The 14169-nt window shown below is 35.4% G+C and carries 16 protein-coding genes and 1 pseudogene; 8 read left to right on the top strand and 9 right to left on the bottom strand.

The annotated features are described in order from the left end of the window. Positions 1–10: 10 nt before the first annotated feature. Both BOQ64_RS16240 and BOQ64_RS23150 read right to left on the bottom strand, forming a co-directional pair. Entirely contained in the window at positions 11–181 is a 171-nt protein-coding gene (locus BOQ64_RS16240) for a bacteriocin-like protein (RefSeq protein ID WP_129058806.1), read from the bottom strand. Positions 182–327: 146 nt separating this feature from the next. Continuing rightward, complete coding sequence (locus BOQ64_RS23150) at positions 328–492, bottom strand: bacteriocin-like protein (RefSeq protein WP_164975825.1); 165 nt, start codon at positions 490–492, stop codon at positions 328–330. A gap of 228 nt (positions 493–720) precedes the next feature. Here BOQ64_RS23150 and BOQ64_RS16235 point away from each other — a divergent pair, with 228 nt between their 5' ends. Next, positions 721–990 (top strand): hypothetical protein, encoded by a 270-nt coding sequence (locus BOQ64_RS16235; protein ID WP_129058805.1) that lies wholly within the window; start codon positions 721–723, stop codon positions 988–990. 25 nt (positions 991–1015) lie between these two features. Here the strand turns inward: BOQ64_RS16235 and BOQ64_RS16230 are convergent, their stop codons facing one another. Next, positions 1016–1441 carry a hypothetical protein gene (locus BOQ64_RS16230; protein ID WP_129058804.1) on the bottom strand — a complete coding sequence of 142 codons (426 nt, stop codon included), beginning with the start codon at positions 1439–1441 and terminating at the stop codon, positions 1016–1018. 84 nt (positions 1442–1525) lie between these two features. Beyond that, complete coding sequence (locus BOQ64_RS16225; protein WP_129058803.1) at positions 1526–2476, bottom strand: isopenicillin N synthase family dioxygenase; 951 nt, start codon at positions 2474–2476, stop codon at positions 1526–1528. A gap of 84 nt (positions 2477–2560) precedes the next feature. On the opposite strand from BOQ64_RS16225, the gene menD reads away from it, so the two are divergent. After that, on the top strand, positions 2561–4237 hold the full coding sequence (gene menD / locus BOQ64_RS16220) for a 2-succinyl-5-enolpyruvyl-6-hydroxy-3-cyclohexene-1-carboxylic-acid synthase (RefSeq protein ID WP_129058802.1): 1677 nt from the start codon (positions 2561–2563) through the stop codon (positions 4235–4237). Here the strand turns inward: menD and BOQ64_RS16215 are convergent. After that, entirely contained in the window at positions 4234–4860 is a 627-nt protein-coding gene (locus BOQ64_RS16215; protein ID WP_129058801.1) for an aminotransferase class IV, read from the bottom strand. The two genes, menD and BOQ64_RS16215, sit on opposite strands and share 4 nt — an antisense overlap. Further along, positions 4844–5821 (bottom strand): aminodeoxychorismate synthase component I, encoded by a 978-nt coding sequence (locus tag BOQ64_RS16210; protein ID WP_129058800.1) that lies wholly within the window; start codon positions 5819–5821, stop codon positions 4844–4846. The genes BOQ64_RS16215 and BOQ64_RS16210 overlap by 17 nt, the downstream gene beginning before the upstream one ends. A 47-nt stretch (positions 5822–5868) precedes the next feature. On the opposite strand from BOQ64_RS16210, the gene BOQ64_RS16205 reads away from it, so the two are divergent. The 5 genes from BOQ64_RS16205 to BOQ64_RS16190 all read left to right on the top strand — a co-directional run bounded on the left by BOQ64_RS16205 (position 5869) and on the right by BOQ64_RS16190 (position 8731). Then, on the top strand, positions 5869–6591 hold the full coding sequence (locus BOQ64_RS16205; protein WP_228448425.1) for a hypothetical protein: 723 nt from the start codon (positions 5869–5871) through the stop codon (positions 6589–6591). Between the two features lie 73 nt (positions 6592–6664). Beyond that, on the top strand, positions 6665–7144 hold the full coding sequence (locus BOQ64_RS16200) for a hypothetical protein (RefSeq protein WP_228448424.1): 480 nt from the start codon (positions 6665–6667) through the stop codon (positions 7142–7144). Continuing rightward, a complete protein-coding gene (locus tag BOQ64_RS24065) occupies positions 7126–7395 on the top strand; it encodes a hypothetical protein (RefSeq protein ID WP_228448423.1) in 270 nt (89 codons plus the stop codon). The genes BOQ64_RS16200 and BOQ64_RS24065 overlap by 19 nt, the downstream gene beginning before the upstream one ends. Before the next feature lie 11 nt (positions 7396–7406). After that, positions 7407–8483, top strand: coding sequence for an AI-2E family transporter (locus BOQ64_RS16195; RefSeq protein WP_129058799.1), 1077 nt, complete (start codon positions 7407–7409; stop codon positions 8481–8483). Between the two features lie 20 nt (positions 8484–8503). Then, entirely contained in the window at positions 8504–8731 is a 228-nt protein-coding gene (locus BOQ64_RS16190; protein WP_129058943.1) for a DUF3820 family protein, read from the top strand. 74 nt (positions 8732–8805) lie between these two features. On the opposite strand, the pseudogene uvrB reads toward BOQ64_RS16190, so the two are convergent. The 3 genes and pseudogenes from uvrB to BOQ64_RS16175 all read right to left on the bottom strand — a co-directional run bounded on the left by uvrB (position 8806) and on the right by BOQ64_RS16175 (position 12761). After that, positions 8806–10796, bottom strand: a pseudogene (gene uvrB, locus BOQ64_RS16185) (excinuclease ABC subunit UvrB). Between the two features lie 193 nt (positions 10797–10989). Continuing rightward, the gene (locus BOQ64_RS16180) at positions 10990–12306 is read right to left on the bottom strand and encodes a M56 family metallopeptidase (protein ID WP_164975824.1); all 1317 of its coding nucleotides are present in this window, start codon (positions 12304–12306) and stop codon (positions 10990–10992) included. Positions 12307–12389: 83 nt separating this feature from the next. Further along, on the bottom strand, positions 12390–12761 hold the full coding sequence (locus BOQ64_RS16175) for a BlaI/MecI/CopY family transcriptional regulator (protein WP_129058797.1): 372 nt from the start codon (positions 12759–12761) through the stop codon (positions 12390–12392). Between the two features lie 105 nt (positions 12762–12866). On the opposite strand from BOQ64_RS16175, the gene BOQ64_RS16170 reads away from it, so the two are divergent. Then, positions 12867–14084, top strand: coding sequence for a PQQ-dependent sugar dehydrogenase (locus BOQ64_RS16170; protein WP_129058796.1), 1218 nt, complete (start codon positions 12867–12869; stop codon positions 14082–14084). Positions 14085–14169 lie beyond the last annotated feature (85 nt).

Below are 14169 nucleotides of genomic sequence, written 5' to 3'. Positions count from 1 at the left end.
TTTTTTTGTTTTAGTAAATAATGGGCTGCTCGCCATCAGGACAAATGAATTCCATTCTGCATAATGCTTTATACTGTATTCCATCACTACACACATAGAAACAGTCTCCAGGAAAAGGATAGCTTATTCCTCCGGAAATAGTTTTCAATTTGTCCTTGCTTAATTTTTTTAAATTCTTCATATAGTTTGATTTTTGGTTTAAATAAAGATATGAAAATATTCTTAAGTGATTGTTTTTGAGTTTTTTATTTTGCTGCACTGTCTGGTTGCCAGAAAATAAAAAACCGCTTCTCTTGAAACGGTTTGATTACATTTTGATGATTAGTTCTACATTATTTCTCCTCCTGTAACAGGGCATTTGAAATCATCACTGCAAGCTGCACAAATGATAGTGCCATTACAGGCGTATAAACAGTATTCAACGCCAGGGAAATTAGCTCCTCCGGAAATGCCTTTCAATTGGTCTTTTCTTAGTTTTTTTAGATTTTTCATATGATTTTAATTAAAAATTTGATAGTAAAACAAAATTAATTAAAATATTTTCAATTAAATAAAACGATGTGTGTTAAAAGATAAAATTTATTTAAAATAATAATAAAAAATTCAATTCAAGGTGGATTTTAAGTGTAAATATTTGAATGTTAATGAAATAAATTTTAATTTTAGAGAAGCGGTATCCGAAAAGCGTATAGAGTAGGAAAAAACTAAACATCAAAAACTATGAAAAATTTCAAAAAACTTTCCAGAGATGAACAAAAGAAAATGATTGCTGGTGATATAGGACCTGCCTATTGTTTTGAAGGCGGAGGACCTGGTGAAGGTGGCTGTGGAGCAGGAATGATCTGTTCCGGAGGAAAATGTGTGCCTTATACAGGTGATCCCGGAGGAGGAGGACCTGGCGGCGGCGGATATACTTACACCTGTATTTGTCCATGGGGGACTTTCACGCAAAATACTCCTTGTCCGGAGTTTTACTGTATAACAGGATAAATAAAAATAATAGTCAGTAATTGAATTACTGACTATTTTTATGATGCTTGCGCTGACAAAGAGATTTCTTTTTAATGAAATAAAGCCATGGTAATGTAGAAATTAATAATAAAATTCCTAAAAAGTATATCCTGCCAGTATTATAAACTTTTACAGGAAAAATAAAAGTATCTCTCTCTTTGTCGTATACAACTTTTATTTTACTATTCACCGGATATTTTATACAATTACCGTAATCCAACTTTACATGATATGCTTTATTTCCAACATTTATCATTACTCCTGATGCAAGTCTTGTGTAAGGTCTACAGCTTTGGCTTATAACCTGCTTTTCAACCTGAACACCTTTTTCAATAGCATTTTTATACTTAATGAATGAATATATTGAATATAAGAATCCTGTAAATAGGAACCCAATAATAAAAATTTGATTTTTTGAATAAATTTTCATTTTCCTCTCGGACTTTTCGATAATCTTTTTTGTAAAAAAAGCCGCCTCAAATGAGACAGCCTTTTTCTTATCGTTATGTTAATGTTATTTCTTAATCAAGCCTAATTCGATAAGTCTTTCATGCAAAAATTCTCCTGCTGTAGTGTCTTCGTATAACTTTGGATTGTTTTCGTCTACACAGTTGTCAAGAGCGTTTAATGACATGGCACTCACTGGGTGCATAAAGAAAGGAATTGAAAATCTTGAAGTACTCCATAATTCTCTTGGTGGGTTTACCACTCTGTGAATTGTAGATTTCAATTTGTTGTTAGTATGTCTAGATAACATATCTCCAACGTTAATCATCAATTCATCTGGTTCTGCAATAGCATCAATCCATTCTCCGTTGTGGTTCTGAACCTGAAGACCTTTCCCCTGTGCTCCCATTAAAAGAGTGATAAGGTTAATGTCTCCGTGAGCTGCTGCTCTTACCGCATCATCCGGTTCTTCAGTAATTGGCGGATAGTGAATAGGTCTTAAGATAGAGTTTCCTTCTGCGATTTTATCGTCAAAATAGAACTCATCTAAACCAAGGTGTAAAGCTAATGCTCTTAAAACATACTGTCCTGTTTTTTCAAGCATTTGGAAGGCTTCTTTACCTACTTCGTTGAATTTTGGAAGTTCATCAACGATGACATTGTCTGGATACTCAGCTTTGTATTTTGAATCATCAGACAGATACTGCCCAAAGTGCCAAAATTCTTTTAAGTCTCCTTTTTTGAAACCTTTTGCAGTTTCTTTACCGAATCCTACATACCCTCTCTGGCCACCAATTCCTGGAATCTCATACTTCTGTTTCGTTTCCACTGGTTGGTCAAAAAAGTTTTTTACCTCTCCATATAAATCTTCTACAAGGTTGTCATCAAGAAAGTGGCCTTTTAAGGCTACAAAACCAATTTCTTCATAAGCTTTTCCGATTTCATTTACAAATTTCTGTTTGCGTTCCGGGTTGTCCGAAAGGAAATCACGCAGGTCTACACTAGGTATTTTGTCCATTTTTAGAAATTTACGAATAGCAAAATTACATTTTTTTTAAATTAAATGATTTTAAAATCATTATTTATAAGTTAAATTTGCTGTATGAAAAAATATTCTTCTAAGAGAAGTATCCAAATACTTGCACATCTTCTTCAGCAGTACGGAATTGCAGATGTTGTAATTTCACCTGGATCAAGGAATGCTCCTTTAGCGATTCATTTTTCAGAAATAGACAGCTTCAATTGCTATAGCATTGTAGACGAAAGAAGTGCTGCCTTTGTGGCAATGGGAATGGCTAAGAGTGAGAAAAAACCAACAGCAATAACCTGTACCAGCGGATCTGCCGTGGTTAATTATTATCCTGCGATCACAGAAGCTTTTTATCAGAATATTCCGCTTTTAGTTTTAACGGCTGACAGACCAACGGATTTTGTTGATATTTTTGATGGGCAGACGATCAGGCAGAAGGATGTTTTTCATCAGCATTCTTACGGAGACTTCCAATTGTTGGAAGACAGTAAAGAGAATGCAGAAGATATTAATTTTGACATTATTAAAAAGGCTATTGAGCTTTGCTTTGAAAAGCAGGGGCCAGTACATATCAATATTCCTTTGGAAGAACCATTGTATGAGTTGGTATCAGAACTTCCGACTTTTCCGACGGTTGAAAAAACAATCAAACATAAAGACTATGAGATTCCTTCCAATCTGATTGCAGAATGGCATACTTCTCAAAGAATTATGTTATTGGTAGGAACAAGAGATTATAGCCCTGAACTGGAAAATCAGCTGACACAATTGGTTAAAAACCATTCTGTTGTTGTACTGAGTGAAGCGAATTCCAATTTATATCACGAGAAGTTTTTCAGGCATATAGACCGTTATATCTTCAATTTTACAGAAGAAGACTTTAAAACTTATGCTCCGGATCTTTTGATTACGGTAGGACAGAACGTGGTTTCCAAAAAAGTAAAACAGTTCCTGAGAAGTGCAAGACCAAAACAGCACTGGCATCTGGATGAAGTATGGCAGCCGGATACGTATTTCTCTCTGACAGAAAAAATTGAGGTGAAACCGGAAGTGTTCTTTTCTAAATTATTGAAATTCATTAATCTGGAACCGAGACCTTATTTTAATCTTTGGGATGTTTTAAGAGACAAAAAGGATGCGAGGCATCAACAGTTTCTAAATACTGTTGAGTTTTCAGATTTTTATTTCTTCAATAAAGCATCACAGACGGTACCTGAAAACTATAATATTCATTTTGCCAACTCTTCAGCAATCAGATATGCACAGCTGTTTGACTTCGGTAAAAGAAAAATGTACTGCAACAGAGGAACAAGTGGTATTGATGGCTCAACTTCTACAGCAATGGGCTTTGCGATTAAAAATACAAATCCAACCTTGTTGATTACTGGAGATTTAAGTTTCTTCTATGATATCAATGGTCTTTGGAACCAATATATTCCTCCTTTTGTAAGAATTATTATCTTCAACAATGGGGAAGGAAATATCTTTAAGATCATTCCAGGACCCGGAAATGCCAACCCAAATACTCTGGACGAGTTTATTGCCACCAAGCACCGTAAAAATGCTGAACACCTGGCCAAACATTTTGGATTCTCTTACATCAAAGTGGAAGATGATCTGACGCTGGACAGAGTACTGGAGAATTTCTTCAAGCCGGATGCACAACCAAAGATTCTGGAAGTAAATACCCACGGAAAGAACAGTGCTGATGTTCAGAAAGCTTACTTTAATTTCATGAAAGAAAGCTAAAGATCTAAATATTCTTCATTTCCCGGCAGATTCATAATTCTGTCGATAGGATAGATAAACATATCATCAAAATCGTTTAAAGCGTTGATGAGTTGAAAGTGGCTGAATTGCTTTATATTCTGTAAGGTAATTTCGGCCTCTTTTATTTTTTTCTGTTTTAGAAGATGTTGTCTTTGTACTCCATTCAGAAGAAAAGAATTGGGAGTAAACCAATCTTTACCTTTTAAAAATAAAAGGTTAGAGAAGGAAGTATCGGTAATGTGATTATTCTTAATAATAATGATTTCTTCGGCCTTGGCTTTCATTTTCATTCGGTCCAATTCCTTACGGTCTTCAAATTTAAACGAGTAATCAAAGCTGTTGTTTTCCACCAGCTGGAAGTCCTGTATTTCAGGAATAGCATAAGGGATCATCTGAGTCCGAACTCTTTTATCCAGATCATAGGATATTCTAAGTTTGAAAAGCCCGTCTTCATCATGCTCCAGGTTTTTGTAGATTTTAGCCAGATCAATAGACCCCTCTTTTCCAAAGTGGGAAAATGTTTGATTGACACGTTTCTGATGGAGTTCCAATAGAAAAATCTCCTGATCTTCTACCTTAATGCTTTCAATGAATTGGGACATAGATTTTATTTTTCATTTCCTGATATTCGTCTTCTAATTTACTCATGTGCGTTATACCGCCTCCGCTTTTGAAATAGAGTTTATCACCCTCTTTTTCAATAAAACGTATCATTACACAGCTGTCAACATTTTTACCGTCGAACCAGCCGCAGACTCCTGTATAGTATCCTCTTTCATAGCCCTCTGCTTCCAGTATTATTTCCAAAGTTTTTGGTTTTGGAGCTCCTAAAATAGAACCTGCGGGAAGAAGTTTTTGCATAATGCTTCCTACTTTTCCGTCAAATTCAGGTTTCAATCTTCCTGAAATCTCTGAACTCATGGCATATAAATCTTTCTGCCGGGTTTTTAGAAAGTCAATATGCTGAAACTGGTCTACACATACATCATCTGCTACCATGCTCAGATCATTGCGGAGTAAATCTACTACGGTATAATGTTCGGCTTTTTCCTTCGGGTCATTCTTCAGGATTTCGGCTGCATTTTCTATGGAAGCATCAATCGTACCTTTCATAGGATAAGTCAGAATTTTTCCGTCAATAATCTTCACAAAAGTTTCAGGAGAAAAAAATACAAAAAAATCTTTATAAAAAACCTTGTATTTGGCTTCAGAATGATAAAAAATTTCTTCAAGACTTAAATTGGTCTCAATTTCTGTTTTTCGGGTATAATTTACCAGGTAGGAATTTCCAAGACGAATATTTTTCTGAACTGCATCAAACCCGGTTTTAAAGCTTTCCATGGTTTCCGGAAAGGATTTCCACTCTACTTTTTTGTCAAGTTTATGTTCTTTTTTTGTGTTTGAAAATGATTGAAAATCAATTAATAATCCTGATTTCTCAATCTCGTCCTTCTGATAAATTTCAACATTCTCCGAAAGGAAATCGATAACAAAGAAATAGGGAACCTTCTGAAGAGAGAGTTCGTCCATTTCTATAAATTTTTGATGATTCACTGAAAACATTCGGCAAAAATAATTATTGATGTTTACTTTTGCATAAAATTTTTATAATGCAGAGTAAATATCCTCAGAAACCGGGAATTGATTTTATATTGAAGCAGGCTTTTTTCTACTGGAATAAAACACTGGTTTTTCAGTTGATGTTTTCAATGATCTTTTTTGGAATTTTTCTTACCTCTCTATTCTTCTTTGGCAGTTGGTACGGAATATGGGAACAAAATCAGGTACTGACAGAAGCTTTAAAAGAAGGAACAAAAGCTTATATGGAAAAGATTGCGGAACTAAGCGCTACAGAAGGCTATCAGATGTTTACCCTTGCAATCTGGGCTACCACTGCGTTTTTGTATCCATTGAATCTTGGAATGTTTCAGATTTTCAGAAAACTGGATCTTAACGAAAAAATTGAATTAGGAGATTTATTTGTAGGGTATAACGGAATTAATTTCTTTAAATATCTGGGATATTATCTTTTCTGGTTTATGATCTACAGACTTACAGTTCCTACAATTCTGCTGGCAATTATATGGGTAGCAGTAACAGTATTTGTAGCTCCACTGATGTTTTTTACGAATAAGAGGATATTTGAGGCGATTTCTCTTAATTTTAAGGCTCTTAAAATGTATTTTGTAGAAATCATGGTATGTGTATTCGTTGCGGTTTTGTTTAAATACCTGGGATTCAGTTTGTTTTTGATTGGAGGGCTTTTCACATTTCCTTTCTGGAATGCCATGATCTATTCTTTATATAAAACTATATTTTCCGAGAAAAGTTAAAATTCAACCGGGTTTAATATGTTTTTTTATCAAAAAAAGTTAAATTTGATAAAATCATTAAAATATTTAAACTATGTCTGAATTTAACGAATTTGATCAGCAAGGTTCTGTGCCTAACAGGGAAACAGGATCAATTATTTCTCACGCTTTCGAAATGTATAAAGGGGTCTTGGGTTACGCTGTGGTTGCTATGATCGTTTATATGTTGGGTGGATATATAATCCAGCTTATTTTCGGGATTGATTCTGCTTCCATGGTGGAAGAAATGAGAGAGTCTGGAGGGAACTTTAATTACTGGAGCACTCCGGGACTTCCATTGTATATGGGTGCGTCCAGCCTTTTTGGGCTGCTATTGTCTCCTTTGTATGTCGGTTTGATCTACATAGTAAATAAATACAATACTAAGAATCCTATTGAGTTTTCTGATCTTTTTATCGGATACCGTCAGAATTTTGTAAATATTCTTATTTACAGCTTACTTGCGTGGCTTATTTCTTCTGTTGCCTTGGCATTGTGTGTGCTACCTATTTTTTCGTGTACCCTCTTCTATTAATTGGATATCCTGTTCTTTTATTTGAAAATGCTTCGGCTACAGATGCTTTATCGAAGTCTTTTAATATTGCAAAAGAAAATTATGGAACGTTCCTGGCAACAGGTCTTTTAGGAGTATTAATTTCAATGGCAGGAATCATTCTATGTGGGATAGGGATTATTTTAACAGCTCCGTTCATTATGATCGTAATGTATTCCACATATTGTGCTTTTGTTGGAAAGCCAAGACAGATCATGTATACAAAACAATAAAATAACTATTGATGAATAAAGACAATCAAATAAGCAGTGTTGCCATAAAGCAGATTTCTTTGCTCGCCATTATTTTGGTGATGGCAGGTTTGATCTGCTTTAACCTTGCATTGTTTATTCCATCAGTTTTAGGGGCTATTACCATTTATGTAGTCTGCAGAAAATATAACTTCTATCTTCAGGAAGAAAAGAAGTGGAAACCTTCCCTGGCTGCTTTTGTATTAATGTTTGCCAGTCTTATCGTTCTGATTCTGCCTATTTACTTTATTGCAGATCTGATTATTGATAAATTAGGAAACGCACAGGCTTATATGGATAAGTTCAATGTATTTTTAGATAAGATACATTCCTATATTTATGATAAGGTTGGTTTTGATATTCTAAGCCAGGAAAATATGAATAAGCTGAAGAATTTTGTAGGAAAATTCTCTACTTCAGCTCTGAGTGGGACATTCAATACCCTTACGGTAGTGATGTCTATGTACTTTATTCTGTATTTTATGCTGGAAAAGCCAAGGCTATTTGAGAAAATTCTGACAAATTCTGCCCCTTTAAAACGGTCAAATGTTTCTTTGTTAGGCGAAAAATTGAGAAAGCTGATTATGGCTAATGCTATAGGAATTCCTGTAGTTGCCATTGGTCAAGGGATTGTTTCTCTTATCGGATATCTGATATTTGGAGCTCCTGGAGCTGTTCTCCTTTTTGCATTAACGGCAGCAGCTTCTGTTATTCCGGTAGTAGGAACGGCAATTGTGTATGTGCCTGTCTGTATCTTTATGATTGCAGAAGGAAATACAGCACAGGGTATTGGCCTTGCTATTTACTGTGTAGTAGTGGTAGGACTTACAGATAATCTGCTTCGTTTCACACTTTTAAAGAAACTTGAAAATATCCATCCTCTGAATACCGTCTTTGGAATTATCATGGGAATGAATCTGTTTGGCTTTATGGGACTTATTTTTGGTCCTATTTTGATCTCACTCACTCTTCTTTTGATACAGGTATACAGAAATGAATTTACGGATGAGAATGTGCCGCCAGACCTTGAATTATCCAACAAGGCTGAAGGAGAAAATAAATTGATTTAATTATATAAAAAGTGGAGGGAATAAATCCGGAAATATTAAAAGAGATCTGCGTAGTTAAAATGCCGTTTGGTAAATACGAAGGAACCGTTTTAGCAGATCTTCCGATAAGCTACCTTGAATGGTTTCACCGAAGTGGAATGCCTAAAGGAAAACTGGGAATGCAGTTATCAACAATCTATGAGATCAAACTCAATGGATTAATGGAGCTGTTGATACCGATCAGAGCTTCGGTAAGAAATGGATTGTAACAAGAAAACATTCTGTTTTTAGATAAAGTATCGGCGGCTTCTTTGAAGCGCCGATACTGTTTTATTCAATATTTTTAATTTTTCAGAGCCGCAATTTCATCTCTTAGTTTAGCCGCTTTAATAAAGTCGAGGTTTTTAGCCGCAGCTTCCATTTCTTTCTGTTTCTGTTCTATCATTTTTCAACATCTTCGCTGGCATAGGTAGCTTTCACTTCGGCAACCTTTTGAAGAATTTCTTTCTGAGTATATTTTTCATCAGGGAAGTCTTTGCTTCTTCCAACTAAGTTTTCGGAGATCTTTTTATTCAGTGCTTTTGGTACTATGCCATGATCTTCATTATGTTTCATCTGTTTTGCACGGCGGTATTCGGTTTCATCTAATGTTGCCTGCATCGATTTTGTGATCTTATCGGCATACATGATTGCTTTCCCATTGATATTTCTTGCAGCACGTCCTACGGTCTGTATCATAGATCTTCTGCTTCTCAGCATTCCTTCCTTGTCAGCATCTAAAATAGCCACCAATGAAACTTCCGGTAAATCTAAACCTTCTCTTAATAAGTTTACTCCAATTAAGACATCAAAAAGTCCTAAACGAAGATCCTGCATAATCTGAATACGTTCCAGGGTTTCTACATCCGAGTGAATATATCTTGTTCTGATCCCGAATTTTGTAAAGTATTTCGTAAGTTCTTCCGCCATTTTCTTGGTTAGGGTTGTCACCAGAACCCTTTCATCGGCATCAGCTCTTTTCTGGATTTCTTCCATTAAATCATCAATCTGATTTAAACTTGGCCTTACTTCAATAATAGGATCAAGAAGTCCTGTTGGACGGATAATTTGCTCAATGTAAGCTCCACCGGTTTTTTCCAGTTCATAGTCTGCCGGAGTAGCAGAAACGTATACCACCTGATTTTGAATGGCTTCAAATTCTTCAAATTTCAGAGGTCTGTTATCCATAGCGGCAGGAAGTCTGAATCCATATTCTACCAATGCCTCTTTTCTGCTTCGGTCACCACCATACATGGCGTGAACCTGAGGAACGGTTACGTGACTTTCATCTATGACCATTAAGAAGTCCTTAGGGAAATAATCAATAAGACAGAAAGGTCTGGTTCCCGGAAGTCTGCCATCAAGATATCTGGAATAGTTTTCAATTCCTGAACAGTATCCGAGTTCCTTGATCATCTCCAAATCCAGTTCTGTTCTTTCCTGAAGTCTTTTAGCTTCCAGAGGTTTTCCGATAGAGCTGAAGAAATCTACCTGTTTTACCATATCATCCTGAATATCTTTAATAGCTCCGTTTAAGGTCTCTTTTGAGGTCACGAAAAGGTTGGCAGGATAAATCTGTATCTGATCAAAATTATCCTCTACATTTCCGGAAACAGGATCAAAGCTTTGGATTTTTTCAATTTCATCTCCAAAAAACTGAATTCTGATGGCATTATCTGTATAAGCAGGGAAAACATCAATAACATCACCCTTTACACGAAATGTACCTCTTTGGAATTCATTTAAAGTTCTGGCGTATAATGCATTCACTAAAGAATGAAGAAGTGCAGTTCTTGTTACTTTTTCACCAATTGCAATAGAAATTAATGATTTGTGAAACTCTGTGGGATTTCCAATACCATAGATGCATGAAACGGAAGCAACAATCAGAACATCTCTTCTTCCGGAAAGAAGACTTGCTGTTGCAGAAAGACGTAATTTTTCAACTTCTTCATTAATGCTCAGGTCCTTTTCAATATAAGTTCCTGTTGTAGCAATATAAGCTTCCGGCTGATAGTAGTCATAGTAACTTACAAAGTATTCTACCGCATTTTCTGGAAAGAATTCTTTAAACTCCATGAAAAGCTGTGCTGCTAACGTTTTATTATGAGCCAGAACCAGAGTAGGGCGCTGAACATTTTGAACAAGATTAGCTACTGTAAAGGTTTTTCCAGATCCGGTTACCCCAAGAAGAGTCTGGTATTTTTCACCAATCTCTATTCCTGCAGTTAATTTATCGATAGCTTGGGGTTGATCCCCAGTGGGTTTATATTCTGATTGAAGCTTAAAATCCATAAGAAAAGAATGTATAGAACAAAAATACGAAAGAAATAATTAGGCAGAATAAAGTTTTGATGATGAATATTTTGATTGTCAAAACTGAAGCTGATTGTTCTGATAGCTTTGTTTCTTTTTTGGAAAATAGTCTTTTTAAAGAAAAATATCTTGAGGCCAGAAATAAAAAAAGCGCTTTAAAAGCGCTTCCTTCTCATGGTTGTATGAAGTTCATGGTTGCCGGAACCTTTAACACTGATGCGATGGGTTGACCATCTTTTGTTGCGGGTTTCCAGCTTGTATTGTTGCTGATGATTGTCATTGCTTTAAGGAATTCCTTATTGAAAATATCATTATCACCTGATGTTGTAATATTGGTAGCCTTTCCTGTTGGGTCAATATGAATATAGGCTATTGCTTTTATTATTCCTTTTATAGGTTGAATTGCACTTACATCCATGGTTTTACCTATCTGAGCTCTAAGTTCTGCCTTACTTCCCGGATACTCTGCACTGACAAAATTTGTGTCTTCCTGGTTGTTTGTGTTTTTACCTTCTTGGTTTTTTTTAGGAGTAATTGTGTCAGTGACAGATTTTGCAGATTCTTTCTTTAATGCTGCAGGAGCATCAGGATTGTTTTTCTGTAGAATATCTTCCGGTATACTTTTCATGAAATACTGAACTGCTTTTGATTCTTCAGTATTGGTAGTTTTCTTATCTGTATTCACAGGTAGATCTTTATCAGACTCGGGTTTAGCAGAGATATTGGCATAGGTTCTTTCCGAAAGCAGTACTGTAGCAGCAATAATCGTGGTGATGCCTATGGTTTTTCGCAATAAGCTGAACTTGGTTTTTTGTGCTTTCATCATGATAAATCGTTTTTTGGTGTTATTAAAATTGAGTGAATGGGTAAAGGTCATATTTTGGCTGCCCGTAAGTTCATCCAGAATTAGGTTCTGATATTCCTTAAGGTTGAACTTGTTATTCAATACCGTTTCATCGGCTAAAAACTCATGATTCGTAATAATTGCTTTTTTATATAGGAAAAGAGCCAGGTTAAACCATGTGAATATTTTTATAATATGTAAAAGAGCTAAGTCTACACTATGTCTTTGGTCAAGGTGACTTTTCTCGTGAAGAAATATTCTTGGATCTATGATATTATTTTTCACATACTCTTTTCCCATATAGATCGTATTCCAAAAGCTAAAAGGGGATAGATTCTTTTGGGTTAGGATGATTCTGTAGTTTTGATAAATACGTTTTTCACCCTTTATTCTTTTAATGGTTATTACAGCGATGATGTTTTTGATCAGTATGAAAAGAGTAACCGTTGCATAGATTATCCATATCAGATTGATCCAATTAAAGCTTTCCTGTTCTGGCTGTACTATGGAGACATATTGTGCAGCCTCTTCAATAATCAGTTGCGGACGGGTAGTTTTGGGTGTCTCTACAGTAAATGTAATAAATGGGATTATATAGGATAGAATTAATGAGCCTAGCAGATAGACACGATTAAACCTATACATTTTTTCTTTTTCCAAAAACAGATAATATACTGCAATGAAAAGTGATGAGCACAGAATTATTTTTAAGATAATAGGTAACATGGCTATTCGTCTATCTGTTCATCAATAATATCACGAAGTTCTTTCAGTTGCTTTTGGCTAAGTTTGGCATTCGAGGTAAAAAATGAAGCAAACTGAGTTACAGAGCTGTTGAAAAAACGGTCTATCATAGAAGTCATTTCTTCCTTGAAATATTCCCCTTTCTCTACCATCGGATAGTATTCACGGGAATTTCCATATACTTTATACCCTACAAGCTCCTTATTCTGCATTCTTTTCAGTAAAGTTGCTATGGTAGTTGCTGCTGGCTTAGGCTCTGGGTAAGCTTCCAGAATATCCTTCATGAAAATATTCTTTTTCTCCCAAAGAATATCCATAAGAACTTTTTCAGAATCAGTAAGTTTAATCTCTTTCATTCTACAATGTTGTAATTTGTTCTACAAATGTAGAATAAAAATTTAACTGTGCAAATTTTATGTCATTATTTTTCCATATCTTTTCAAGTATCTAATCATAATGTTATGAAAATCAATCAATTTTATTTCCCGATACTTAGCCTTTTTCTCACTTTATCTTCGTGTAAAAAGAATAATGCACATGCGCAGCAGACTGGAAATGATGGCAGTGTTGAGACTGAAAAACCTAATTCTGAGTATCAGCCTTCATTTAAAGGGCAGACAAGAATTAAGGCAGTAAAAACAAACGCAGCCTACACAGTTGAGGTTTTAAATAAAGACCTTGGCAGACCCTGGGGAATTATCAATTTACCGGATGGAAGATTTCTTATTACTGATAAAAAAGGGTATATGAATATTGTTTCTAAGGATGGAAAGCAGATGGCAAAAATAGAAGGCTTTCCAAAAGTAGATGCGAAAGGGCAGGGTGGCATGCTGGATGTGGCATTGGATCCTGACTTTAAAACCAATTCCATTATTTATTTCAGTTTTTCAGAACCATTCGGAAAAGGTAACCTGACTTCTGTGGCTAAAGGAAAATTATCAGACGATATGAAAATGATTTCAGAGGTAAAAGTAATTTTCCGTGCAGAACCTTCTTATGATGGAGATAAGCATTATGGAAGCAGGTTGGTTTTTGATAAAGATGGATATTTATTCGTTAGTACAGGGGAAAGATCTGATAAAGTAACAAGGGTTTATGCTCAGAAAACAGATAATTATTTAGGAAAGATTATCAAAATTACTAAAGATGGTTTACCAGCTCCAGGAAATCCATTCATTGGAAAAAAAGGATACAAACCTGAAATTTATGCCTATGGAGTCCGTAATCCTCAAGGATTGGCTATTGACCCCAACGGAAATCTTTGGGATGTGGAAATGGGACCAAGAGGGGGCGATGAAATCAATCTTATCCAACCTGGAAAAAATTATGGCTGGGGAGATGTTACTTATGGAATAGAGTATTCCGGGGCTAAAGTAGGGGAGGGTATTACTAAGAAAGAAGGAACAGAGCAACCCGTTTATTACTGGGATCCTGTAATTTCTCCAAGTGGAGTTACTTTCTATACCGGAAATATAGAAGAATGGAAAGGAAATCTGTTCATTGGATGTCTGAGTGGTGAGCATATCAATAGAATTGTAATGAAAGATAATAAAGTAATAGGAGAAGAACGTCTTCTGGTAGATCAGAATGAACGGTTCAGAGACGTATTAGATGGTATGGATGGAAACCTCTATGCAGTAACGGATAGTGGAAAATTGTATAGAATTTCAAAGAAATAAAAAAACGTCTACTGAAAATTTTCAGCAGACGTTTTTATGGAAGCTGGAGGCTGGAAGAGAGAAGTTATTGCAGCCATTATAAATA

The organism is Chryseobacterium sp. CH25, assembly GCF_004119455.1.
Taxonomy (GTDB): domain Bacteria; phylum Bacteroidota; class Bacteroidia; order Flavobacteriales; family Weeksellaceae; genus Chryseobacterium.
This window is presented reverse-complemented; position numbering and strand designations above follow the sequence as displayed.